Below are 21,886 nucleotides of genomic sequence, written 5' to 3'. Positions count from 1 at the left end.
ATGGTTTCCGGCCCGGGAAAGATGGCCCCCTTTTGACGCGTCAGCATACCCGGCCCATGTTGAACGCCGGCCATGCCGGACACCCTGACCCTTCTCCTCACGCACCAGAAGGCGCCCCAGATCAGGCGAATGCTGAATCATTGGCGTGAATTCGTTCCCGTGGAGGACATTCTCATCGCGTACGGCGGCCCGCCCCCGGAGTTTCGCCACCTTGATCACGACCAGCGCATCCTCATCGACTCGCCGAGGCTGAAGACCAGGGACCATCAAAGACAAAAGCAGAGCTATCAGGATTTATTCCATGCTGCCCGGGAATGGCTGCGCGGAAAAGATTACCGGTTCGTGCACTTCGTCGAGTACGACCAGGTGCCGGTGCAGAAAGATTTCGTTTCCTTGCATCTGGCTTTTATCCAAACGGAGGCCTGCGACGTGGCGGGTTTTCATGTGGTCCGAGTGGATGGCACGTCTAACCCTCACTTCCTGAATCACGCTTTCGACCCGAGGTTCGCGAACTTCTGGCGCGAGATTACGGTGCGCGAGAACGGTTCGGTCGTACTGTCGATGCTCGGCACCGGCTCCTTTTGGCGCCGCGACGCCTTCGACGCGGTGGCAGGGTTGCGCGACACTCCTCCGGTGTACCTCGAACTTTTCATCCCGACCGCAGCCCATCACCTTGGCTTCAGGGTTCGGGGGATGGTCCGCCAACAACGCTTTATCCAAAACGCGGGCGAACTGCAGTCCCGCATGGGCGAGCTTCAGGCGGCCGGCGCGTGGTCCGTGCACCCGGTCAAGACGCTCTGGGACGAATAAATCCTATGGTCGCCGCCTTTGATCGCCTTCCCATTGCACTGCTGACCAGGATTATTCGTATTATCCTTTTACGATGCGCTCATACCTTTGGCGTCCGGCTGAAAGACCAGCGGACCGGGGAGTCGCTGGGACGCGTGCTGATTATTCCATTCCGGGGCAAGCTATGGATCATCGGGCTGACCGCTTCGGTGCGACCGGAATTTCTGCCGCAACGCAGGACAACTTACTGGAAACAAGACCTCGGATTCAGCACGCACCCCGATCCTGACTTTCCCTCCATAAACCGTACGGGAGTCAGCCAGGGCAGCGCGGGTCGTGGTCCGAACGATTGAATGGTCTGGCAGTCAGTTGATCGATCGGACGGTTTCGCGGCGGCCTCGGCCTCCGCTGGAGGCGGGCCGACTTTTGTCAACACCGCCCAGATCTGGGGTTCGTCGTGCGCCCGCATGGAGATAGTCCTGCGTCCGACTTCATGCAACCTCATCAGTTGCGCCCACTCGCCCAGCGGCATTCGCCTGGCTTCTTCAATCCACGAGTTGAGCACCACGCAATAGTCAGGCAAGGACTCCCTCTTCTCCAAATCAACCACATCCACCACCTGCCTGCGGCTGCCGAAAGGGCGCCATAACGAAACCTCTGGTTCGTCCGGATCGGCGATGAAGCCGACGGTGGTCGCCTCGGAAGGAATCAGGTCCCGCAACGGGGCGAGGACGTCAGCACGCGACTGGTAAGTTGAATAGACCACGTCGATCCGCGCCAGGAGCGCGTTTGGGGAATGCATCACAAAATGGGCGATCGGCGACACCGGAAGCAGGTGCCGGTTAGGTTCTACCAGCAGGAGCAGCACCGGAACGGATTGAACCACGACGCAGAAGCCCAACCACGCCCCGCGCAGCCTCGGGTGCCGGCTACCTGCAAACAGCAGGACAACGATCAGGAAGATGAGGTAATACGGCGCAAGCAGCCGGGGGCCTGCCTCCGATCCCATTTTCGCCAGAAACACGCCCAGGCTGAGGAGGCCGGCGATGGAGAGGAAGACAGGCATCCTACCCACCGGCCAGGAACGGGAAGGCACGGATGCCGTACCGGCGTGCGGGATGACTCTACGAGCCGCCAACACTATCCAAAGGACGGCGACGCCCAGCCCGATACCGACGTTTTCCTCAGACGCAACCTCGCGAACGGTAAGGTCGAGCCGGGGAAAGCCGTGACGGAGCCACGTCCCGAACGGCAGCTGCAGGATGCGCGGGGCGACAACGTTGCTCCACAGGGAGGCAAACGGCACAAAGGGGGATAACAACGTGTTCACCGCCAGCTGCAGCAGGTTGCCGATGGCGCCGGCGATGGGGTTGAAGATTTGCAGCCCGCTTGCCCCTCCGGCGTCACCGGCCCATTGGCCTGTGAGAAGGTGGTTGGCGATCGCGACCGGCGCAAAGGAACTCAGGGCTGCAACGGCCACCACCGCAACCAGGAGTGTGATCCGCCGGAACAGCAGTTTGCGAACGGGCCACCAGCTCGTCACGACCGGTACGATCAGTGGAATGTTGCTGGCTTTGACGCCCGTGAGCAGGGCGGCCGCCAGAATGCTGGCGTACAACCAGGCCACGTTGCGGGTTCGATCAGCTTCCAAGGCGAAGGTTATGCCGGCCAGGAGGTAAGTGACAGCGTAAGCGTCATTTCCAGCGCTGCCCGCCTGGGTAACAAAACAATAGCCGCCTGGAAAAAGCCACATCCATTGGTAAGCGACTGAGGGTCGAACCCGCAAGGCGGTTAGAGAACGGAACAGGAGCCCGGGCATGAGCCCGAAGCTGAGCAGGTTGAGCAACGCGGCAGGACGCGCCGAGTGGGTCAGGATCACGAACGGGGTGAGCACCCATTCAAAGCCGGGCCCGCTGATGTTCATGCGGTCATTATTTGTCGTGATCCAGTGCCACCGGCCTTCAGCCCACCAGTGCAGAATGCGACTTAACCGGTACGTTAAAAAATCATAGTTCCTCGGTTCAAAGAAAAGCCCGCCCGCGAAGGCCAGGACGAAGGCCAGGAGCCAAAGGGCGGGCAGCGGCCGCAGGACCCGGCGTCGCCAGCGGGTTAAGGCAAGGAGCGCAGCGGCCCCGAACCGGCCCCGCCTCAAAACGAAGCCGGCGGAACTGAAGAAGAGCAGCAGGCAAAAGGCGTACCCGGCAGCATTGAGCGCGTGGACACCCGAGAGGATCCAGCCGCACAGGTTGAGCCACGTCGCAAAAAGGACGAAAACGAGGGCGCAGAAAACGCTTAGTGGAACCTTTCCGGAAACAGGCTGCGGTGTGGTCACGGCATCCATCGAATTATGGCGGCCATAGCGGCTCAGGCGCATGCGGGCATCGGCGATTCCAGCAATTGGTGATACACGTCGACGTGCCGCGTCGCGATCACGCGCGGGTGGAACTCGGCGATTGCCCTCCGGCGCGCTTCGATGGCCGCTCTTTCGAACGGTTGCCGATCCGTCAAAAACTCTGCCAGCCGTTCAGCCAATGCATGCGGTTCGTTCGGGTCAAAAAGGGATCCGTTCACCCGATCTTCGACGTACTCCGGAATTCCGCCAACCCTGGACGCAAGCACCGGCACGCCGGCCGCCGCCGCTTCCAGGATAACCATCGGACAATTGTCCTCAAGCGAAGGCAACACCAGCAGGGAAGCGCGCTTTAACGTTTCGCGGAGATCGTCCCGCCCCATCGGCCGCACTTCATCGACGCAAGCTGCCCTGGCGGCCCGGCTGAGAAATTCCTGACCGTACGGGTCACCTGGAAAAGCCGGCCCGATAAAGCGGGCTCGAAAGCGGAATTTGGGTGCCAGCCGGTCCAGAGCGGTGAGCAGCGCCAGCTGATTTTTTCTGCGGCTGATCACGCCGACGCACAGAATCAAGGGCGGATCGGCCGGCCTGCGTTCGACGTCAAAGAAGCTTGGGTAAACCGCGTTTGGCACCAGCCACGTCCTGCGCGCAATGCCGCTAACGGCCGCCTGGGTATACCGGCTGATGCAGACCACCCCTCCCGCCATCCGCACGGTAGGTCCCTCAAGCAACGCGGCCAGGTTCAGGTAGGACCAGGTTTTGGGCTTCGCAAGTTTTGCGATCAGCCGCATGTTGCCGTGAATGGTGATGACGTTCGGCAAGCCGCTCATGACTGCGGCGATGCCGCAATCCCGCTCCGTTCCCTGGCCGTGCACGACGTCGGGACGCAACGTTCGCAAGAGACTGCGCGTCGCCCGGATACAGCCTTGGTAACCGGTTCGGAGCCAGCCAAATTTGGGGACGTGCAGGCTGTGAAAATACAGATTATCGGCGAGCTTTTCGGGGGCTTGCACCACCCGCTGCGTGCAGGAAATAACGTGCACGGTTATACCCTTCAGTTCACGGAACCCGCTCAGTAAAGCCTCCGGAGCCGAACCAAACGCCGGCTGCGTCAGGTGGTATTGCCGCTCGTTTTCCCGGTTATCGGTCGTGATGAAAGCCACTTTCATGCGAGTTACGCGAGGGAATTCGTCTACCACAAATTGGCCACCCGTGCCGACCGAAACCGCCGGACGTGCGTACGAAAGGCCCGGCGTCAAGCGACGAAAAAACGCTGATTTCAGTCGCGTCCGCGCGGCGAGTCATTAAGATGGCCGCTCGATGTGCGTTGGTCGCGCGAAAGATGAAGCCCGCATTTGATCTCCTGATAACCGGGGCAGGTTTTGCGGGGGCGGTGCTCGCCGAACGCTTTGCTCGAGTGCTTGGCAAGAGTTCTCTGGTTATCGATCGCCGGACTCATGTCGCCGGTAATGCATTCGACGAGTACGACCGTGCCGGCGTGCTGGTCCACCGGTACGGTCCCCATTATTTCCGCACGAACTCCGAGCGCGTCCGGGCCTACCTGAGCCAGTTCACCGAGTGGCGCGCCGTCGAATACAAGATCCTGGCCTTCAGCGACGGCCGGTTCTGGAATTTCCCCATCAACCTTAACACGTTCGAACAGCTCCTGGGACGCCCCTCATCCACCGAAGAAATGGACGCGACCCTCGCCAAATGGCGGGTCCCGCTGGCTCGACCACCCCGGAACTCCGAGGAGGTCATCGTCGCCCAGGTCGGGCGTGAGCTGTACGAGAAATTTTTCAAACACTACACGCGTAAACAATGGCGCCGCGACCCGTCCGAACTTGACCCCGGGGTGTGCGGCCGCATCCCGGTCCGGACCAACCGGGATAACCGGTATCTGACCGAAAGGTTCCAGGCGCTCCCGGCGGACGGTTACACCCCGCTGATACAGCGCATGCTTGACCACCCTAAAATTGAGGTGCGGTTAGGCACCAGCTTGTGCGACGTGATCGATAAGGTGTCGTTCAAGCACCTCGTCTACTCCGGACCGGTGGACGAGTTCTTTCGGCACCGGTTCGGGCCGTTGCCGTACCGGTCGCTGCGTTTCGAACCCGAGACCTTGCCGGTGCCGTTTTTCCAGCCGGCGGTGCAGGTTAACTATCCGAACGATTTCGAGTTCACCCGGATTGTGGAGACCAAACACATTACGGGCCAGGTCCTGCCGGTAACAACCATCGTCCGGGAGTACCCGGAAGATTACGGCCCGGGTAGAGAACCGTATTACCCGATCCCTACGCCCGAAGCCAGAGCCGCTTATGGCAGGTATGCGCAACTGGCTGCAGCCCAGCGCAACGTCAGCTTTATCGGCCGGCTGGCCACCTACCGTTATTGTAACATGGACCAGGTCGTGGCGATGGCCCTGACGGAGTTCAACCGGTTGAGCGGCATCGATTCAGCGACCATCGCGGCGTAGGAGTTCGGAGTTCGGAGTTCGGCGTTCGGAGTTCGGAGCTCGGAGACGTCCTATAACTGGAGCCAATCTTTCGGCGGAACACGGCGGGAAGACGGAATCATCCGCAGAACACGCAGAAGAGCGCAGAAAAGAGAAAACATCCACAGATTACACAGATTGACACAGATTAAGAGGACTTGGCGGCAACTCTAAGGTTGACACTCGCACCGACCCCCATCCTGCCGCTCCGAACTCCGAACGCTTTCCCCTTCTCCCTCTTCCCGCCGTGGTCGCCGTGGCCCGCCGTGTTCGCCGTGTGAACTCCCACGTTGTGCCCGCCCAACCCGCTGTGCCCGCCGTGTGACCGAACCCCGAACTCCTACCGTTCCTCGATCGGCACGAACGTGCGGCCGGGCGGTTCACCGGTGTATTGGCTCAGGGGCCGGTAAAGACGGTTGTCCGCCAATTGCTCCAACACGTGGGCAGTCCAACCGGCCATGCGGGAGATGGCAAAAATCGGGGTGAACAAGTCCGTCGGGATGCCGAGGGAGTAGTAGACGGTCGCCGAATAGAAATCGACGTTTGCGTACAGCCCCTTTTTCTCCTTCATCAAGGCCGCAATCCGTTCCGACATCTCGATCCATTTCGGTTCACCCAGCTCCTGGCTGAGTTCCACCGCCATGTTCCGCAGGTGCGGCGCCCGGGGATCGAGCACCTTGTAAACGCGATGGCCGATGCCCATGATCTTTTTTTTCTCAACCAACGCTTTCTCGATGTAGGCGTCCACCCGGTCCGGCGTGTCGATCTCCTGGAGCATATGGATGACGCCTTCATTGGCCCCCCCGTGGAGCGGTCCTTTCAACGTCGCGATCGCCGCCGTTACGGCCGAATAGATGTCGGTCAGGGTGGAAATGGTCACCCGCGCGCTGAAGGTGGAAGCGTTCATACCGTGCTCGGCGTGCAGCACAAAGGCCACGTCGAGGGTTTTGGTTTTCTGCTTCGAAGGTTCGTTACCGTCCAGAAGGTAAAGGAAATGGCCGGCTTCGTTCAGGTCCTGGCGTACCGGGGGGAGTTCCAGGCCGTTCCGGGCCCGGTGAAAGTAGGCGATGATCACCCCGCTCTTGGCCACCAGGCTGGCCGCACGATGCCGGTTCGCCTCGGGGCTGTTGTCCGTGGCCACGGCCGAGTCGTGCAAACCAAGCATCGAGACCGCCGTCCGCAATACATCGATGGGCGCGGCAGCCTTCGGCGCTCCTTTGATGAAAGCAATGACCTGCTCGGGAAGCTGCCGCTCAGACGCAAGCTGTTCTTTAAGCGACCGGAGCTCAGCACGGTTCGGCAGCCGGTTGTTCCACAGCAGGTAAACAACCTCTTCGAAAGAGACTTTTCCGGCCAGTTCATTGATGTCGTAACCGGAGTAAATGAGTTGGCCTTCCTGTCCCCTGACGTCCCCGATCCGGGTCTCATTGGCGATGACGCCTTCAAGTCCCTTGCTGAGCGCGGTCATACGCTGGTTATCCTTTTATCACGCCGATCAGGGTTTCACCGATCGAGGCCGGCGTTTCGGCCACGGCGATGCCAGCCGCTCGTAACGCTTCGATCTTGCCTGCGGCCGTTCCCTTCCCGCCGGCCACGATCGCTCCGGCATGCCCCATCCGCCGTCCAGGCGGCGCGGTCGCACCCGCAATGAACCCGCACACCGGCTTTTTGTAATTATCCTTGATCCAGGCGGCTGCTTCCTCTTCCGCGGTACCGCCGATTTCGCCGATCAGGATCAACGCCTCAGTGCCGGGATCTGCGGCGAACATTTTGACCGCATCGAGGTGCGAGGTCCCGTTGATCGGGTCGCCGCCGATGCCGATGCACGTTGACTGGCCATAACCGCGCTGGGTCAATTGCCAGACGGCTTCGTACGTCAATGTGCCTGAGCGCGATATCACGCCCACCGTACCCGGCTTGTGAATGTAGCCGGGCATGATGCCGATCTTGCATTCACCCGGGGTGATGATGCCCGGACAGTTCGGACCGATCAGCCGGTTAGATTTGTCTTTGAGAACATCCTTGACCCGCATCATGTCATTCACCGGGATGCCTTCGGTGATGCAGACGATCAGTTCGACACCGGCATCCGCCGCCTCCAGAATGGCGTCGGCGGCGAATGGCGCCGGCACAAAGATCATCGTCGCATTGCAACCGGTCTCCCGCCGGGCCTCATGGACGGTGTCGAATACCGGTACCTTATCGTCAAACTTCTGACCGCCTTTGCCGGGCGTGACTCCGGCCACGACGTTGGTGCCGTACTCGGCGCAACCACGGGCATGGAAGGCGCCCGAACTTCCGGTAATCCCTTGTACGAGCAATCGAGTCTGTTTGTTGACCAGGATAGACATGGAAAGTAGTTGGGTGTGAGTGAGGGTGATCTACGGAGCTAGGCGGCTTTTGCTGCGGACACGGCCAGGCGCGCGGCTTCAGCAAGGTCCGAAGCGGTTTGGATCGGCAGCTTCGATTCGGCCAGCAGCTGCTTGCCACGCTCGACGTTGGTGCCCTCCAGCCGTACCACCAGCGGCACCGGCAGGCTCACGGCCTTTACCGCGTTGATGATGCCCTGGGCAATGACGTCGCAACGCATGATCCCGCCGAAAATGTTCACCAGGATGGCCCGCACGTTTTTGTCCGAAACCAGGATTTTGAAAGCCTCCGTCACCTGCTCCTCGCTCGCGCCGCCGCCCACATCGAGGAAATTGGCCGGTTCACCCCCGGCGTACTTGATGATGTCCATCGTGGCCATCGCCAACCCCGCGCCGTTCACCAGACAAGCGATGTTTCCGTCCAGCCCGATGTAGTTAAGGCCGTACTTGGACGCTTCAACTTCACGCGCGTCTTCCTCTTCGGTGTCCCGCATCGCGACGATTTCCGGATGCCGGAAGAGCGCGTTATCGTCGAAGTTAAATTTGGCGTCCAGGGCGAGGACCTCACCCTTTTTGGTAACCACGAGCGGGTTGATCTCAACCAGGGAGCAATCCAGGGCGATGAAAAGTTTGAAAAGGTTGTTCATCAGCTTCGACGCAGCCTTGAGTTGGTTTCCTCCAAAACCTAGCTCGTTCGCAATTTTCAGGGCCTGGTAAGGTTGCAGCCCGGCGAGCGGGTGTACCGGTTCCCGGATGATTTTTTCCGGGTATTCTTCGGCTACCTTTTCGATTTCGACTCCACCTTCGGTGCTGGCCACCACGACCGGGGCGCCCGTCGCGCGATCCGTCAGGATGGCCAGATAATGCTCATGCGCAATCTCGACCGATTCGGCTACCAACACTTTGCGGACGATTTTACCCGCCGGCCCGGTCTGGTGCGTGACCAGCGTTTGGCCTAACATCTTTTCGGCCACCGCCCGTACTTCCGCCGGACTCGAGCAGAGGTGCACACCGCCTCTGAACCCGTTCAGGAACGTGCCTTTGCCGCGGCCGCCGGCATGAATCTGGGCCTTAATCACCAGGTTGGAGGTGTGCAGACTCACCGCGACCGCTTCGGCTTGTTCAGGGGCCTCGGCCGGGCCTCCCTTCGGGGTTGCAATCCCAAAACGTTCAAAAAGCTGTTTGGCTTGGTATTCGTGGATGTTCATGGCGGGGGTCGCTGTCTCTGCTGAGGGGGGTAAGCGTTCTGCTACATAGGACGGGCTTCAAAAGGCGTCAACCGGGAAAAGTGCTCCTGATCCGTGGCGTGCACCGGGATCGATCGTTGAGGCCGGCCCCGGCGACTCTGCCCACGGAAGCAACCCGGCACCGGCAGCTTCGAGCGATTCACCGGGTTGCTCCCTGACCGCAGGCCGGGTTATACGGACGCCGGTCAAAGGTTGTTAGCCGGCCACAGGCTGTAAACTACCGTTTGGTCCGCAATCCATATCAAGGTTGTGCGAAAGGAGTATCCCATGCTGATCAGCGATAACACCCAGCTCAGGCGGCTCGAAAAACTCGGTTTCAGGCCGGAGGAATTTGACGAGATCTTCGCGCGTGCCGGCGGACCAGGGGGACAGAATGTGAATAAGGTTTCGACTGCTGTCACCTTGCGTCACCGGGGTTCGGGCCTCGCCGTCACGGTGCAGGATTCGCGGTCCCAATACCGCAACCGCCAACTGGCCCTCGAACGCCTTATCAACCTGCTGGAACGGCGTCGCGAGGACGAGCGGACCGCGAAACGCGCCGCCCGCGAAAAGGTGCGCCGCCAGAACTCACGGCGGCCGGCCGGCTTGAAGCGGGAAATCCACGAATCCAAACAGCGGCGGGCAGCCGTGAAACGGACCCGCCGGCGGGTTGCGTTGCCCGACCAACCCTAACCTAAACTCGACCGGCTTTCAGCGATTCCGCCATCATGCGCTCGACGTATTTGGCCACAAGGTCGAATTCCAGGTTTACACGCTCTCGCGGCTTGAGTGCGCGCAAGTTGGTTACCTCCCAGGTGTGCGGGATAATCCACAGGACGAAACTCGACTCGAGAAGTTCCGCCACCGTCAGGCTGATGCCGTTTACGGCGATCGAGCCTTTGAAGACGACGTAACGCGCGAACGCAGCCGGTAAGGCTATTTCGACGCGGTGATCGCCGCTGGCCGGTTCAATCGCCAGAATCTCGGCCGCCGTGTCGACGTGCCCTTGCACCAGGTGGCCGTCAAAACGGCCGTCGGCCGCCATGGGCCGTTCGAGGTTGACGAGGCTGCCCGGACGAAGTGCCCCGAGATTGGTCCGCCGCAGCGTTTCGGCCAGCAAATCGAAACGAATCGTTTCTCCGCGCAATTCGGCGGCCGTCAGACAACAACCGTTGACCGCCAGACTGTCCCCGATCTTGAGCGCTGCCGCCAAACGCGTTTCCAATCGCAGCCGAAATGACCCGGCCACCCCCGTTTCCTCCAGGCGTTCCACCTTGCCAGTTGCTTCGACAATCCCGGTAAACATGATTGATCGATCAGTTGCGGGTAACGGATAACGCGTAACGGGTGGCGGGCACAGCAGAAAGAGTTCGGAGTTCGGAGTTCGGAGGGGTCGTAGAACCACGTCCGATCTCCCCCAATCATCCGCAGAACACGCAGAAGAACGCAGAAAAGAGAAAACATCCACAGATTACACAGATTGACACAGATTAGGGGGCACACGGCAGCCGCAGCGGGTGTGGCGGGCACAACGTAAGAGTTCACACGGCGAACACGGCGGGCCACGGCGACCACAGTGAGAAGATAAATCATCCGCAGAACACGCAGAAAAGAGAAAACATCCACAGATTACACAGATTGACACAGATTAGAGGGCACACGGCGGATATAGCGTCTCTCTTACCCGGCACCCGGCACTTCTCCTCATTTGTGGCATTCTCTGTCGCTCCGAACCCCGAACTCCGAACGCTTTCCCCCTCTTTCCGCCGTGGTCGCCGTGGCCCTCCGTGTTCGCCGTGTGAACTCTTACGTCGTGCCCGCCAAACCCGCTGTGCCCGCCGTGTGACCGTGTGACCGGCGATTGCAGGGTGGTGCTTTTGATGTCACTTAAGGGGGCCATGGAGAAAGTCATCATCGTCGGCACTGGGTGTGCAGGCCTCACCGCAGCCATTTACACGGCGCGGGCAAATTTGAATCCCCTTGTCCTGGAAGGGCGCGAGCCGGGCGGTCAGCTGACGACGACGACGCTCGTCGAGAATTTCCCCGGCTTTCCCGAAGGCATTGATGGCCCGGACCTGATCATCAACATGCACCGGCAAGCTGAGCGATTTGGTGCCCGTTTCCGTTTCGGCGAGGTGGAAGCCTTCGAGCCGGCGGCCGGTTACCATCGTCTGAAGATTGACGGCGAATGGATTGAGACCCATACCGTGATCATCGCCAGCGGCGCTTCGGCCCGGTGGCTCGGACTGGAGAATGAATCAAAGTTCAAGGGCCACGGCTTGACGTCATGCGCCACTTGTGACGGCGCGTTTTATCGGGACGTCCCCGTAGCGGTGATCGGCGGCGGCGATACCGCTTGCGAGGAAGCCGTTTTCCTGACCCGTTTCGCTTCCAAGGTTTACCTGATCCATCGGCGCGACCACCTTCGGGCTTCGGCCATCCTGGCTGACCGCGCGCTTTCGCACCCGAAAATCGAGCCCGTCTGGAACACGGTCGCTACCCGCTACGTCGGAGACGCCCAGGGCGAAATGGAAGCTGTGGATCTGCTTGACCTGAAAACCGGCGAACGCAACCGGTTGGCGGTGAAATGCGTTTTTGTCGCGATTGGCCACACGCCCAACACCCAGCCGTTTCGTGGTAAGCTGGACATGGACGGAAACGGTTACCTGCTGACGCGAAAAGGCACCCAGACCAACCTTCCGGGCGTGTTTGCCGCCGGCGACGTTGCCGACCCGATCTACCGCCAAGCCGTGACGGCGGCCGGACAGGGTTGCGCCGCCGCGATCGACGCCGAGCATTACCTGGTTGAGATCGACTCGGCCCGGCTTGAGGAGGTCGGCACTTCGCTGCCGCTCTATTAGGAAAAAAGCACGAGCGGCCCAGCACCGGCGCCAGCTGCACGTACGCCCCCGCAACGAGCCGGCGTGCCGGTTGTCTGCATGTTTTCGATGAAGGTCTGCGATCTGACGCAGTTTTATTCGCCACTCAGCGGCGGGGTGAAGCGTTACCTGGAGGAAAAGCGTAAATACGCCGAGGCCGCCGGCCACGAGCACATCCTGATCATCCCGGGCCCGAAAACGGAGACCATCGCGACGCCCCAGGCGCGTACTTACTCCATCGCCGCCCCGCTCGTCTCCAAGACCTCCCGTTACCGTGTGCTGCTGAACCTCAACGCGGTGGAAACCATCCTTGAGGCCGAACGCCCGGATGTGATCGAGTCAAGTGACCCTTACCAGGTCGCCTGGAAAGCCATCGCGTCCGGGGACGCCCTTCGAATTCCGGTCGTCGGGTTTTACCATTCCCATTTTCCCGAGGCTTACCTGCGCACCACGTTGAAATACTTCGGCCAGACCGCCGGCGACATCATGATGGACGTGGTGAAGCATTACGTCCGGTCGCTTTACAATCATTTTACCCATACGTTCGTGTCCTCCCTCGGGCTCGCCCAGGTGCTCCGGGAATGGGGCGTGGAAAATGCCGTGCTCTGCGAACTCGGCGTGGACACGAACACCTTTCGAGCCGGTCACGACCGTTGTGAAACCCGGCACACGCTGCAAATGGACCCGAAGCGCCGGCTGCTGCTCTACGTCGGCCGGCTCGCCCCGGAAAAAAACGTTAAGACTTTGTTTGCCGCGTTCAGCTTGCTTGAAGACCAGCTTGCTCCCGGCAGATTTGCCTTGCTGGTGGTCGGTGACGGCCCGCAGCGTGAACACCTGGTCGAACTTCAGAAACGCACAAACGCCGTTACCTGGATCAATTATTGCTCCGATCAGGCGCAGCTTGCCCGCTATTACCGCGCGGCAGACCTTTTCGTCCATCCGGGCGTGCAGGAAACCTTCGGGCTGGTCGCCCTTGAGAGCCAGGCCTGCGGCACCCCGGTCGTCGGAATCCGCGGCAGTTACATGGACCGTATAATCTTTGCCGACCAATCCCACTGGTCGGCCGAAAATTCACCGGGATCCCTGGCGGCCGCCATTCTCGCCATAAGCGAGACCGACCTGGCCAAAGCCGGTCTGCAAGCGAGCAAACGGGTCACCGCCCGCTATTCCTGGAACTCGGTTTTCCGCACCATGTTTGACATTTACCAGCAGATCAGGATTTAGATAGCGATGCACTTTACGGCTATGGAACCTCGCGGCGTGATCGTCCGCCGGTACCGGCCGGAAGATCGAGCAACGCTGCGCGCGCTGTGCTGCGACACCGGCTTCCTTGGTGACCCAATTGATCCAGTTTTCGAAGATCGCGAACTTTTTGCCGACTTCCTCACCGAATATTACCTGAACCACGAACCCGAGTCGGCTTTCGTCGTTACGGTCGACGGTCAAACCAAGGGTTACTTGCTCGGTTCACGGTTTCCCCTGAAACATCAGGCGTTCAGTTTCTTCCATACCATACGCCTCGTGGCCAAACTCGCCTGCCGCTATTGGCGGTACCAGCCTGAATCGCGGCGTTTTGTGCATTGGATCATCCTGAACGCCTGGCGGGAAGTCCCGGCCGCACCCCGGTCGATCGGGCATTTCCACCTCAATATCCTGCCGGGAGCGCGCAGTATCGAGATCTGCCGGCAACTGCTCGAAACTTATCTGGCGTTTCTTTACGAATCCGGCGTGAAGCAGGTGCACGCCCAAATCGTTACCTTCGATAGCCGGCGCGGCTTCAAACTTTTCAAGCGTTACGGTTTCAAAGTGTTGAACCGGTCGGAAATCACGAAATACAAGCGGTTCACAGACCGGACAGTATACCTCTGCACCGTCGTCAAAGAATTGGAAAAGCAGGAAGACCGGCTGTTGTACCAGGTAAAATGATCTCCCACCGTTGATGGTGGATGACCTTACCTGCCGGGGCAGATTTTGCGCCCCCAACCGCGTTGCCCGGTTACCGGCATGCCTCCGCCGGGGCGGCCAGGGTGCAGCGCAGCTTGGAGATCCCAGCCTCTCAACCCGCCGGCATCGAGCAGTCCCTCGTGCGGCGTTCCCGAACCCGGCGGCCGACCCCCTCCGGCGCGCCCTTGAGCCATATTGTCGCATGGGGCGCGACGGCGCCCGGGGTGTGAGACATATTGTCGCTGGTGAAGCGGTTCGCTCAGTTGGCCCTTTTGCATAACTCGTTGATTTCGTTTTCTTTACATGGTTCGGGCACCGCTGGCACCGAACTAGCTATCAGTATGGCCGTAAATGCAAATCGTTAGGAGGTTCAATCCTATGAATATCGTCCGTTATCAACGGAATCCACATTCTGAGCTTCCCTCTGCTTTCAATCGTCTCTCGAATCTGCGTGAGGAGATGGACCGCCTGTTTGACACCTCGTTCGGTCCCTTCTTCGGAAGTACCGCTTCATTCAGCGGCTGGGCACCGGCGCTGGATGTGTACGAGGACAAGGATCAATTTACAGTGCTGGTTGACCTGCCCGGGTTCAAAAAAGATGAGGTCGAAATCTCCCTCCATCAAGGGGCTTTGACCATCTCGGGCGAGCGTAAACAGGAATCGCAAGGTAAAGAAGAAGGGCTGCGTTCCGAACGCTACTTCGGCCGGTTCCAGCGCACGGTAACCCTCCCGGCGGAAGTCAACGCCGAGCGGGTTCGCGCCAGTCTCCAGGACGGCATCCTGAAGATCGAGTTGGCGAAAGCTGAAGAGGCGAAGCCGAAACAGATCGAAGTTTCCGTTAGCTGATCAACATCAATTTTTCCGGTTGTCCGGCGGGCCCGATCCGGGCGCGCCGGGCGGCGGCGGAGGTTTTTTATATGAGCATGGTTTCACAACCCGATCGCGAGGCCCCGCAGGGCCAGCAAAATGAGCAGGCTCGTTATTATGCTACTCCCCTTGTGAACATCCGTTCGACGGGAGACGGCTATGAGTTAGTGGCTGAAATGCCGGGAGTAAACAAAGAGGGCGTTGAGATCACCGTCGAAAACGGCCAATTGGCCTTGGTGGGCCATCGTCGCCCGGCCGAGGTGAGCGGCCGGCGAATTTACCGCGAACGTCGCGAGCACGATTTCCGGCGGGTTTACGAACTTGATCCGTCGCTCGACGCGAGCCGCGTCAGCGCCAGGATCGATCAAGGCATCCTGACCGTGAAACTGCCCAAAGCCGAGGCGGTGAAACCGCGGCGGATCAACGTCGAATAAAGACCTGATTTTGCACGGCTGCCGGCCGCCAGGATGGCCGGAGCCCGCTGGTCAGGCTGACCAGTATCGCAGAGGGAACGCCATTGCTGCCGCGGTGGCGTTCCCAGCGTTTTTTGGCCTTCAAAAGATCCTTTCAAAGCGCACCGGCAGCTTGAAAAAGCGGCGAGTCCGGATAAGTTCTCGTCGTCTCGACTCAACAGCATTTAACCGCGTGCCCGGGCCTGGGTTTTATGTTCTCCGTGTGCGCGATCCAAGGCAAGGTAATGGATTGTTTTCTTACCCGGTCCCGGTAAGCTCTTTTGAAGAACATGGCAGCTAAAAACAATGATGTTGCGGCCGTTGATCCCGCATCGGCGGCGCGTAAGAAGAATCTTGACCTCGCTCTCCAGCAGATTGCCAAAGACTACGGCGAAGGCGCGATCATGCGCCTTGGCGATGAACGGGTGGCTGCCGTCGAGGTGATCCCTACCGGAAACATCCTGATCGACCACGCCCTGGGCGTCGGCGGGTTTCCCCGAGGCCGGGTTGTTGAGATTTTCGGACCTGAATCGTCCGGTAAAACGACGCTGACGCTGACGGTCATCGCGCAGGCGCAGAAGCGCGGCGGGCTGGCCGGCTTTATCGACGTCGAGCACGCGCTTGATCCCCAGTACGCCCGCCGTCTGGGCGTTAGCCTGGATGACCTGCTGGTTTCACAGCCGAGCTCGGGCGAAGAAGCCTTGCGCATTTGCGAGACGCTGATCCGGTCCAACGCGCTCGACGTCGTCGTGATCGACTCAGTCGCGGCGCTCGTCACCAAGGCGGAACTCGAAGGCGAAATCGGCGATGCGACCGTAGGGTCGCAGGCCCGGCTGATGAGTGCCGCGTTGCGCAAACTGACCGCCCTCATCGCCAAGGCGCGCACCTGCTGCATTTTTACCAACCAGATCCGGGAAAAGATCGGCGTTATGTTCGGCAACCCGGAGACGACCCCGGGCGGCAAGGCGCTGAAATTTTACTCCAGCGTTCGCGTCGACATCCGCCGGATTAACGCGATCAAGCTGACTGACGGCACAGTAGCCGGCAATCGGACCAGGGTGAAAGTGGTCAAGAACAAGGTGGCGCCCCCCTTTCGGGAAGCTGAGTTCGACATCATGTACAACGAGGGCATCTCCAACATCGGCGCCCTGCTTGACCTAGCCCTCGAGAAAAATATTCTCGAGAAACGCGGCTCCTGGATCTCCTACAAAGGGCAGCAACTGGCCCAGGGCCGCGATGCGGCCAAGGAGGCGTTGCGGGCTGACCAGGGCCTCTATGAGGAGATCGAGGCCACGGTGAAAGCCACCCTCGAAGAGGAAGCGGCCAAGCGGCGATAACGCAACGCATGACCGCCAACGAGATTCGCCAGTCGTTCCTCGATTTCTTTCGGGACAGGCAGCACACGATCGTGCCCTCTTCAAGCTTGCTGCCGGGTTCGCCGAACCTCCTTTTTACCAATGCAGGCATGAACCAGTTCGTGCCTTATTTCCTGGGCCGGGAAAAGGCGCCCTTCCAGCCGCCGCGGGCCGCCGACACCCAGAAGTGCATCCGGGCCGGCGGCAAGCACAACGACCTCGATGACGTCGGGTTCGATACCTACCACCACACGTTTTTCGAGATGCTGGGCAACTGGAGCTTTGGCGACTATTTCAAAAAGGAGGCGATCGCCTGGGCGTGGGATCTGCTGGTCGAACATTGGAAGTTTCCACCGCAACGGCTTTATGCCACGGTCTATCAACCCGGCCCGGGTGACCCGGCTGCTTTCGACCAGGAAGCCCACGATCATTGGGCTGGCCGCTTCCGGAAAGCCGGCCTGGATCCGGAGGTCCACGTCGTCTCGGGCGGCCGGAAAGATAATTTCTGGATGATGGGCGACACCGGGCCGTGCGGCCCGTGTTCGGAGGTTCACATTGATCTGACGCCGCAGGGGAACACGGCCGGCGCCTTGGTTAATGCCGGCGACCCGCTCTGCATCGAGATCTGGAATTTGGTGTTCATCCAGTTTAACGCCAATCCTGACGGCACCTTTTCGCCGTTGCCGGCCAGGCACGTCGACACCGGCATGGGGTTCGAACGCGTGGCCGGAATCGTCGCGGGTTCCCGCCGGTTTCAGGATTTTTCCCGGCCGACTTCCAATTACGACAGCGATGTGTTCAGGCCGCTCTTTAACGCGATTTCGCGCCTCAGCGGCAAACGCTATACCGCCACCCTGCCGAGCTCACGGGCCAATCTTTCCGAGCAGGAAAAAGTGGATGTGGCGTTCCGCGTGATCGCCGACCACCTGCGCACGCTGTCGTTCGCGATTGCCGACGGGATCATTCCCGGCAACACCGACCGCAATTACGTGCTCCGGCGGATTCTGCGCCGCGCGGTCCTGTTTGGCCGTTACCTGGGGTTCGGCTCGGAAGGCTTTCTCGACCGGCTGGCGCCGACCGTTGTGGCGGAGTTCAGCCCGGTTTTCCCGGAACTTAAACGCCAGGAAACCAAAATCGTCGAAGTGTTCAGGTCTGAGGAAGCCCTTTTTAACCGCACGCTCGACCGCGGCTTGCGTATCTTCGAGGAGGCCGCGGCCGGACAGGGCGGGAACGAATTCTCGGCTGAGGTCGCCTTTAAACTTTCCGACACTTACGGTTTCCCGGTTGACTTGACGGAGGTGCTCACGAGGGAGCGGGGACTGACGCTGGATCTGCAAAAAGTCGAGGCGCTGCTGGATCAGCAGCGGGAACGGTCGCGGGCGGCCCAGGAGAAAGAAACCATCACCGCCATCCAGGAAGGCGTTGCCACCGAGTTCGTCGGCTTTGAGCAGGGCGAGACACGGGGGCACGTGGTGAGTCTGCTCCGGCAGGGCGACGCGATCCTCGCGGCCATCGACCGTTCACCGTTTTACGCCGAAATGGGCGGCCAGGTCAGTGACACCGGTGAGGTTCGCACCGCCTCCGGTGCGCGCGTCCGGGTCGAGCACGCGGTTAAACAGGGGCGGACTTTTTACCTGCGGCTGGCCGAGCCCCTGGAAACGTCTCCTGATTCCGAGGTTGTCCTCGCCATTGACCGGGAACGCCGGCGCCAGATCGAGGCTAATCACACCGCCACGCACCTCCTGCACTGGGCATTGCATGAAATCGTCGGCCCCGACGTGAGCCAGAAAGGTTCGTACGTCGGGCCGGACCGGCTTCGGTTTGACTTCAACAGCCAGCCGTTGACCCCGGAACAGATCGGGGCCGTCGAACGCCTCGTAAACGCTCGCGTGATCGCCAACGACGCGGTGTCCTGGATCGAAGTTCCGTACGCCGAAGTCAAGGCGCGTCCTGACATCATGCAGTTCTTCGGCGAAAAATACGGCGAACTGGTTCGGGTCGTCCAGATCGGAGGCAGTGCGGGGCGTTTTGACGGGTATTCCATGGAACTCTGCGGGGGCACCCACGTCCTGCGCACGGGCCAGTTGGGGCTTTTCAGAATCGTCAGCGAGGGCGCCATTTCGGCCGGCGTCCGCCGGATCGAGGCGGTGACGGGTCTGGCATCGTACGATCATGTCCAGCACGTGTTGGCGGAAAAGGAAAGCCGCCTGCAGGCGCTGCAGCGGGAAAATCTCGAGCTGAAAAAACAGATCGAAAAAGACCGGGCGCAGGCGTTGCAACGGGAAGCCAACGAGATGCTGGCCCATCTGGACCTGACCCGGCCGGCTCTCATTGAGCGCGTGGCGCAAGCCTCAGGCGACTTGCTCCAGAACCTGGCCAACGCCCTGAAAGCCAAAGGCTACGGCGGCGTGGCGGTGCTCCTTGCCCCCGGGGACGCCCAGGTTGGGGTGCAGGTGTACGTCGGGCCGCACGCCGCGAAAGAAGGGTATCACGCCGGCAAATTGACTCAGGAAGTCTGCAGCCGCCTGGGTGGTAAAGGCGGGGGCCGTCCGGATCTGGCCCGGGGTATGGGCAAGGAGCCGGGCAAGGTTGACGAGGTTCTCGCGGAACTGCGCAAACGCTTCGGATGAAAGGCCGGCACCATCCCGGCTGGCCCTCGGCCGTTCGTTCATGATAGGGTGTTGGTCCACGCTGCTGACCGATACCCTATGAACGACGAACTTAAACGATTTATCGCCGAAGGTGCGGCCGGGATCACGCCTGCCCGCCTTGAGAAACTCATCCGTCTATTGCCCCGGATTCGGCTGGCCGTCACGCAGGTCCACGAGTTTCCGCACTTGGCCGATCAGGTGGAATTGCTGGCGGAAATCATCGAGGATTTCCATTCGGGCCTGAGCCGGGACATTCCATACACGGCCGTTGCCGAATCGGCGTTCGCCCTGTTTTACGTGCACAAACATATCGACATCATCCCCGACCATATCCCAGGCATGGGGCGTGCAGACGATGCCGCCATCGTCACGACGGTTTTCGAAAACTACAAGCAGCCGTTCCTCGCGCACGTTCTGGCGCAGCGGGCGCGCAAGCCGGTCGAGGGTTGAACGAAACCGATTGCATTCGGGCCAGACCCGTTTACGCTGTCACTCCTCGGAAAACCATGCGCGGTTAGCTCAGTGGTAGAGCACTACCTTGACACGGTAGGGGTCACAGGTTCGAACCCTGTATCGCGCACCACCCCGGCCCGGCGGGGTACTCGGCCAACCTGGTGAACAGGCAGCGCATGAGGAAGGCCGCCACCGTTGCTGGCCGCGCCCGTAAACTTAGGCAACTTCGGCCATGATTTCGTCCAAGCTCATCCTTGGAGGTTAGCGCATCTCGATCGGGTTACGATGCTAAATTCCACACCAACGTCGTACGTTGTGTTTCTATCACCCGCTCCCGGCGCTGACCGACGTGCTCGTGTGTTTGGCCGTGGAGCCAGGTGGCGCCACTGACCTCCGTGCCTTTCGGGAGGTGTCCGAATCCCGAATTTTACCCGACACCCGACACCCGGCACCCCTTACCGGTACTCCAGGTTATTGCGCCGGCAGTATTCGATCGCCGACGGGTTCCCGGCGCGCGCCGCTTTGCGGAACCATTCATTGGCCGTGCGGACGTCCTTAGCCACGCCAACCCCGTTGAAAAAGCATTGCCCGTACAGGTACATGCCGCCCGGTTCACCCTGCTCGGCTGCCTGGCGGAAAAGCTCAACGGCCTTTTCCGAGTTCTTGGGTATGCCCTCGCCGTTTATATAAAGCACGCCCAGGTTCGCGATGGCCAGCGGTAAGCCCCCGCGCGCTCCCTCTTCCAGATACCGTCGTGCCTCGTCGTACCGGCGAATCTTGCGGTAGTACGTGCCGAGCAGGTTCATGGATCTCAATTCGCCCAAAGCCGCCGCGTCGTGCAGGTACTGCAACGCCTTGGCTTCATCGGGAACCAAGCCCGGCTTCGGGTAAAAATAGCACTCGCCGGCAAGATATTTTCCATCCCTGTTACCGACATCGGCGGCCTGGATGAAGTATTCAAGGGCTTTCCGGTTATCCTCGGCAGTGTGGCGAACGCTGTAGAGCAACCCGGCCTGGACCATCGCATCAGAGTTCCCCTTTTGGGCCGCTTTCTCGTACCAGGATAACGCCTCATACGGCTGGTTCGCCCGGAGATTTTGGGCGACGAGAAGCATCGCCGGGACCACCCCCAGACGGGAAGCCCGTTCCAAAACGGGTCTCAACGTCGCGAAGTTCTCTTCATTGACGCGAACGCCATTTCTGTGGCCTTCAGCCAGCAGGTTGGCCAGCCTTTGGCGCGGTTCCGGCCGGTTGGGATAACGTTCAGCCAAGTCGACGTACGCAGAAAGCGCCCTGTCCCAATTCCCGTTTCGGCCGGCGTTCTGGGCGTCACCTAACGCCTGCTCAAGCGAATCCGCTTCCGGGATACCGATCACGGCGGTCCGCCCCGCGGCTTCCAGCGCCGGAGAAGGCAGCGCGGTTCTGGCGGTAAATGAAGCGGCCGGTCTGGATGTCGTCATGAGCTCCGGGGATTGCAACGCCGGCTTGGCCGTGGGTCGCAGCACCGGAGTCGGCGACTGCAGCGTAAACGATTTCTTCCGGGTGGAATTGACGGACCGGTAAACGCTGTAGCCGTATAATGCGATGGCCGCCAGCGCAACCGCGGTCAAAAGCAGGGCCAACAGTAATCCACGTCTCGGCGTCGGCGCCTTTTCGCGGCCTCGCGCCGTTGATGCCTGCGATTCCGCTGAGTCCGGAAGGGATGAGCTGACCGGAGTTGAAGCTTGCGAGGCCGGTGGGCCGGTCCTGCTCGACGCTGCGGCAGCCAGCGACGCAGTGGAAACGCTTTGAACGGAGGAAGCAGCACCCGGACGGCTGCCCAGGCTGGCCGCCAGCGCCCGCACCAACTCCTCCGCCGTGCCGATCTCGTCAACCAATCCCCGCCGCAGCACCTGGTTGCCCTCTTCCGCCAACGCCGCCAACGGCGTGTACCGGCCCTGGCTCTCCAACACCCCCCGCGGCCCACCCAATAACTCGTAGGCCAGCAGGCTCAACTGCCGCACGTAGGAACCGCTCGCCCCCGGACCCGACACGGCCGCTTCAACCAAAGTCGCGTC

At 60.7% G+C, this 21,886-nt stretch carries 18 protein-coding genes and 1 tRNA gene; 12 read left to right on the top strand and 7 right to left on the bottom strand.

Annotated elements, in window-relative coordinates; genetic code table 11:
• The first annotated feature begins 72 nt into the window (after positions 1 to 72).
• Positions 73 to 810 (top strand): hypothetical protein, encoded by a 738-nt coding sequence (locus tag JO015_08550; GenBank protein ID MBV9999148.1) that lies wholly within the window; start codon positions 73 to 75, stop codon positions 808 to 810.
• Positions 811 to 1,033: 223 nt separating this feature from the next.
• On the opposite strand, the gene JO015_08545 is transcribed toward JO015_08550, so the two are convergent.
• A complete protein-coding gene (locus tag JO015_08545; protein MBV9999147.1) occupies positions 1,034 to 3,163 on the bottom strand; it encodes a hypothetical protein in 2,130 nt (709 codons plus the stop codon).
• Complete coding sequence (locus tag JO015_08540; protein MBV9999146.1) at positions 3,154 to 4,308, bottom strand: glycosyltransferase family 4 protein; 1,155 nt, start codon at positions 4,306 to 4,308, stop codon at positions 3,154 to 3,156. Before JO015_08540 ends, JO015_08545 begins: the two co-directional genes overlap by 10 nt.
• A gap of 173 nt (positions 4,309 to 4,481) precedes the next feature.
• Here JO015_08540 and glf point away from each other — a divergent pair, with 173 nt between their 5' ends.
• Entirely contained in the window at positions 4,482 to 5,615 is a 1,134-nt protein-coding gene (gene glf, locus JO015_08535; protein ID MBV9999145.1) for a UDP-galactopyranose mutase, read from the top strand.
• Positions 5,616 to 5,973: 358 nt separating this feature from the next.
• On the opposite strand, the gene JO015_08530 is transcribed toward glf, so the two are convergent.
• From JO015_08530 to sucC, 3 genes are read right to left on the bottom strand one after another with little or no spacing between them, the layout of a single operon-like run.
• Positions 5,974 to 7,101: a citrate synthase gene (locus JO015_08530; GenBank protein ID MBV9999144.1), complete on the bottom strand. Its 1,128-nt coding sequence runs from the start codon at positions 7,099 to 7,101 to the stop codon at positions 5,974 to 5,976.
• A gap of 7 nt (positions 7,102 to 7,108) precedes the next feature.
• The gene (gene sucD / locus JO015_08525; protein MBV9999143.1) at positions 7,109 to 7,984 is read right to left on the bottom strand and encodes a succinate--CoA ligase subunit alpha; all 876 of its coding nucleotides are present in this window, start codon (positions 7,982 to 7,984) and stop codon (positions 7,109 to 7,111) included.
• A gap of 38 nt (positions 7,985 to 8,022) precedes the next feature.
• On the bottom strand, positions 8,023 to 9,210 hold the full coding sequence (gene sucC / locus JO015_08520) for an ADP-forming succinate--CoA ligase subunit beta (GenBank protein MBV9999142.1): 1,188 nt from the start codon (positions 9,208 to 9,210) through the stop codon (positions 8,023 to 8,025).
• A 306-nt stretch (positions 9,211 to 9,516) separates the two neighbouring features.
• Here sucC and JO015_08515 point away from each other — a divergent pair, with 306 nt between their 5' ends.
• On the top strand, positions 9,517 to 9,921 hold the full coding sequence (locus tag JO015_08515; GenBank protein MBV9999141.1) for a peptide chain release factor-like protein: 405 nt from the start codon (positions 9,517 to 9,519) through the stop codon (positions 9,919 to 9,921).
• A gap of 1 nt (position 9,922) precedes the next feature.
• Here the strand turns inward: JO015_08515 and JO015_08510 are convergent, their stop codons facing one another.
• Positions 9,923 to 10,534 (bottom strand): riboflavin synthase, encoded by a 612-nt coding sequence (locus JO015_08510; GenBank protein MBV9999140.1) that lies wholly within the window; start codon positions 10,532 to 10,534, stop codon positions 9,923 to 9,925.
• Between the two features lie 592 nt (positions 10,535 to 11,126).
• Between JO015_08510 and trxB the strand changes: the two genes are divergently transcribed.
• The 9 genes from trxB to JO015_08465 all read left to right on the top strand — a co-directional run bounded on the left by trxB (position 11,127) and on the right by JO015_08465 (position 19,959).
• Entirely contained in the window at positions 11,127 to 12,089 is a 963-nt protein-coding gene (gene trxB / locus JO015_08505) for a thioredoxin-disulfide reductase (GenBank protein ID MBV9999139.1), read from the top strand.
• Between the two features lie 87 nt (positions 12,090 to 12,176).
• Complete coding sequence (locus tag JO015_08500; GenBank protein MBV9999138.1) at positions 12,177 to 13,331, top strand: glycosyltransferase; 1,155 nt, start codon at positions 12,177 to 12,179, stop codon at positions 13,329 to 13,331.
• Positions 13,332 to 13,337: 6 nt separating this feature from the next.
• Positions 13,338 to 14,033 carry a GNAT family acetyltransferase gene (locus JO015_08495; GenBank protein ID MBV9999137.1) on the top strand — a complete coding sequence of 232 codons (696 nt, stop codon included), beginning with the start codon at positions 13,338 to 13,340 and terminating at the stop codon, positions 14,031 to 14,033.
• Between the two features lie 369 nt (positions 14,034 to 14,402).
• A complete protein-coding gene (locus JO015_08490) occupies positions 14,403 to 14,897 on the top strand; it encodes an Hsp20/alpha crystallin family protein (GenBank protein MBV9999136.1) in 495 nt (164 codons plus the stop codon).
• A gap of 71 nt (positions 14,898 to 14,968) precedes the next feature.
• Positions 14,969 to 15,352, top strand: a complete 384-nt coding sequence (locus tag JO015_08485; GenBank protein ID MBV9999135.1) for an Hsp20/alpha crystallin family protein — start codon at positions 14,969 to 14,971, stop codon at positions 15,350 to 15,352.
• Between the two features lie 308 nt (positions 15,353 to 15,660).
• Entirely contained in the window at positions 15,661 to 16,707 is a 1,047-nt protein-coding gene (gene recA / locus JO015_08480; GenBank protein MBV9999134.1) for a recombinase RecA, read from the top strand.
• 8 nt (positions 16,708 to 16,715) lie between these two features.
• Entirely contained in the window at positions 16,716 to 19,355 is a 2,640-nt protein-coding gene (alaS, locus tag JO015_08475; GenBank protein ID MBV9999133.1) for an alanine--tRNA ligase, read from the top strand.
• Positions 19,356 to 19,433: 78 nt separating this feature from the next.
• Positions 19,434 to 19,826 (top strand): DUF1232 domain-containing protein, encoded by a 393-nt coding sequence (locus JO015_08470; protein MBV9999132.1) that lies wholly within the window; start codon positions 19,434 to 19,436, stop codon positions 19,824 to 19,826.
• Between the two features lie 58 nt (positions 19,827 to 19,884).
• Positions 19,885 to 19,959 (top strand) — tRNA-Val (locus JO015_08465).
• 325 nt (positions 19,960 to 20,284) lie between these two features.
• On the opposite strand, the gene JO015_08460 is transcribed toward JO015_08465, so the two are convergent.
• A partial coding sequence (locus JO015_08460) for a sel1 repeat family protein (protein ID MBV9999131.1) occupies positions 20,285 to 21,886 on the bottom strand: 1,602 nt, incomplete at its 5' end.

The organism is Verrucomicrobiota bacterium, from assembly GCA_019247695.1.
Taxonomy (GTDB): Bacteria; Verrucomicrobiota; Verrucomicrobiia; order Chthoniobacterales; family JAFAMB01; genus JAFBAP01.
Note: the sequence above shows the minus strand (reverse complement) of the source record. Positions and strands in the feature narration are given on the sequence as shown.

Excerpts from the sequence above, each read along its gene's own strand:
- JO015_08550 (MBV9999148.1), top strand. The coding sequence starts at position 73 with ATGCCGGACACCCTGACCCTTCTCCTCACGCACCAGAAGGCGCCCCAG.
- JO015_08545 (MBV9999147.1), bottom strand. The coding sequence starts at position 3,163 with ATGCGCCTGAGCCGCTATGGCCGCCATAATTCGATGGATGCCGTGACC.
- JO015_08540 (MBV9999146.1), bottom strand. The coding sequence starts at position 4,308 with ATGAAAGTGGCTTTCATCACGACCGATAACCGGGAAAACGAGCGGCAA.
- glf (MBV9999145.1), top strand. The coding sequence starts at position 4,482 with ATGAAGCCCGCATTTGATCTCCTGATAACCGGGGCAGGTTTTGCGGGG.
- JO015_08530 (MBV9999144.1), bottom strand. The coding sequence starts at position 7,101 with ATGACCGCGCTCAGCAAGGGACTTGAAGGCGTCATCGCCAATGAGACC.
- sucD (MBV9999143.1), bottom strand. The coding sequence starts at position 7,984 with ATGTCTATCCTGGTCAACAAACAGACTCGATTGCTCGTACAAGGGATT.
- sucC (MBV9999142.1), bottom strand. The coding sequence starts at position 9,210 with ATGAACATCCACGAATACCAAGCCAAACAGCTTTTTGAACGTTTTGGG.
- JO015_08515 (MBV9999141.1), top strand. The coding sequence starts at position 9,517 with ATGCTGATCAGCGATAACACCCAGCTCAGGCGGCTCGAAAAACTCGGT.
- JO015_08510 (MBV9999140.1), bottom strand. The coding sequence starts at position 10,534 with ATGTTTACCGGGATTGTCGAAGCAACTGGCAAGGTGGAACGCCTGGAG.
- trxB (MBV9999139.1), top strand. The coding sequence starts at position 11,127 with ATGGAGAAAGTCATCATCGTCGGCACTGGGTGTGCAGGCCTCACCGCA.
- JO015_08500 (MBV9999138.1), top strand. The coding sequence starts at position 12,177 with ATGAAGGTCTGCGATCTGACGCAGTTTTATTCGCCACTCAGCGGCGGG.
- JO015_08495 (MBV9999137.1), top strand. The coding sequence starts at position 13,338 with ATGCACTTTACGGCTATGGAACCTCGCGGCGTGATCGTCCGCCGGTAC.
- JO015_08490 (MBV9999136.1), top strand. The coding sequence starts at position 14,403 with ATGCAAATCGTTAGGAGGTTCAATCCTATGAATATCGTCCGTTATCAA.
- JO015_08485 (MBV9999135.1), top strand. The coding sequence starts at position 14,969 with ATGAGCATGGTTTCACAACCCGATCGCGAGGCCCCGCAGGGCCAGCAA.
- recA (MBV9999134.1), top strand. The coding sequence starts at position 15,661 with ATGGCAGCTAAAAACAATGATGTTGCGGCCGTTGATCCCGCATCGGCG.
- alaS (MBV9999133.1), top strand. The coding sequence starts at position 16,716 with ATGACCGCCAACGAGATTCGCCAGTCGTTCCTCGATTTCTTTCGGGAC.
- JO015_08470 (MBV9999132.1), top strand. The coding sequence starts at position 19,434 with ATGAACGACGAACTTAAACGATTTATCGCCGAAGGTGCGGCCGGGATC.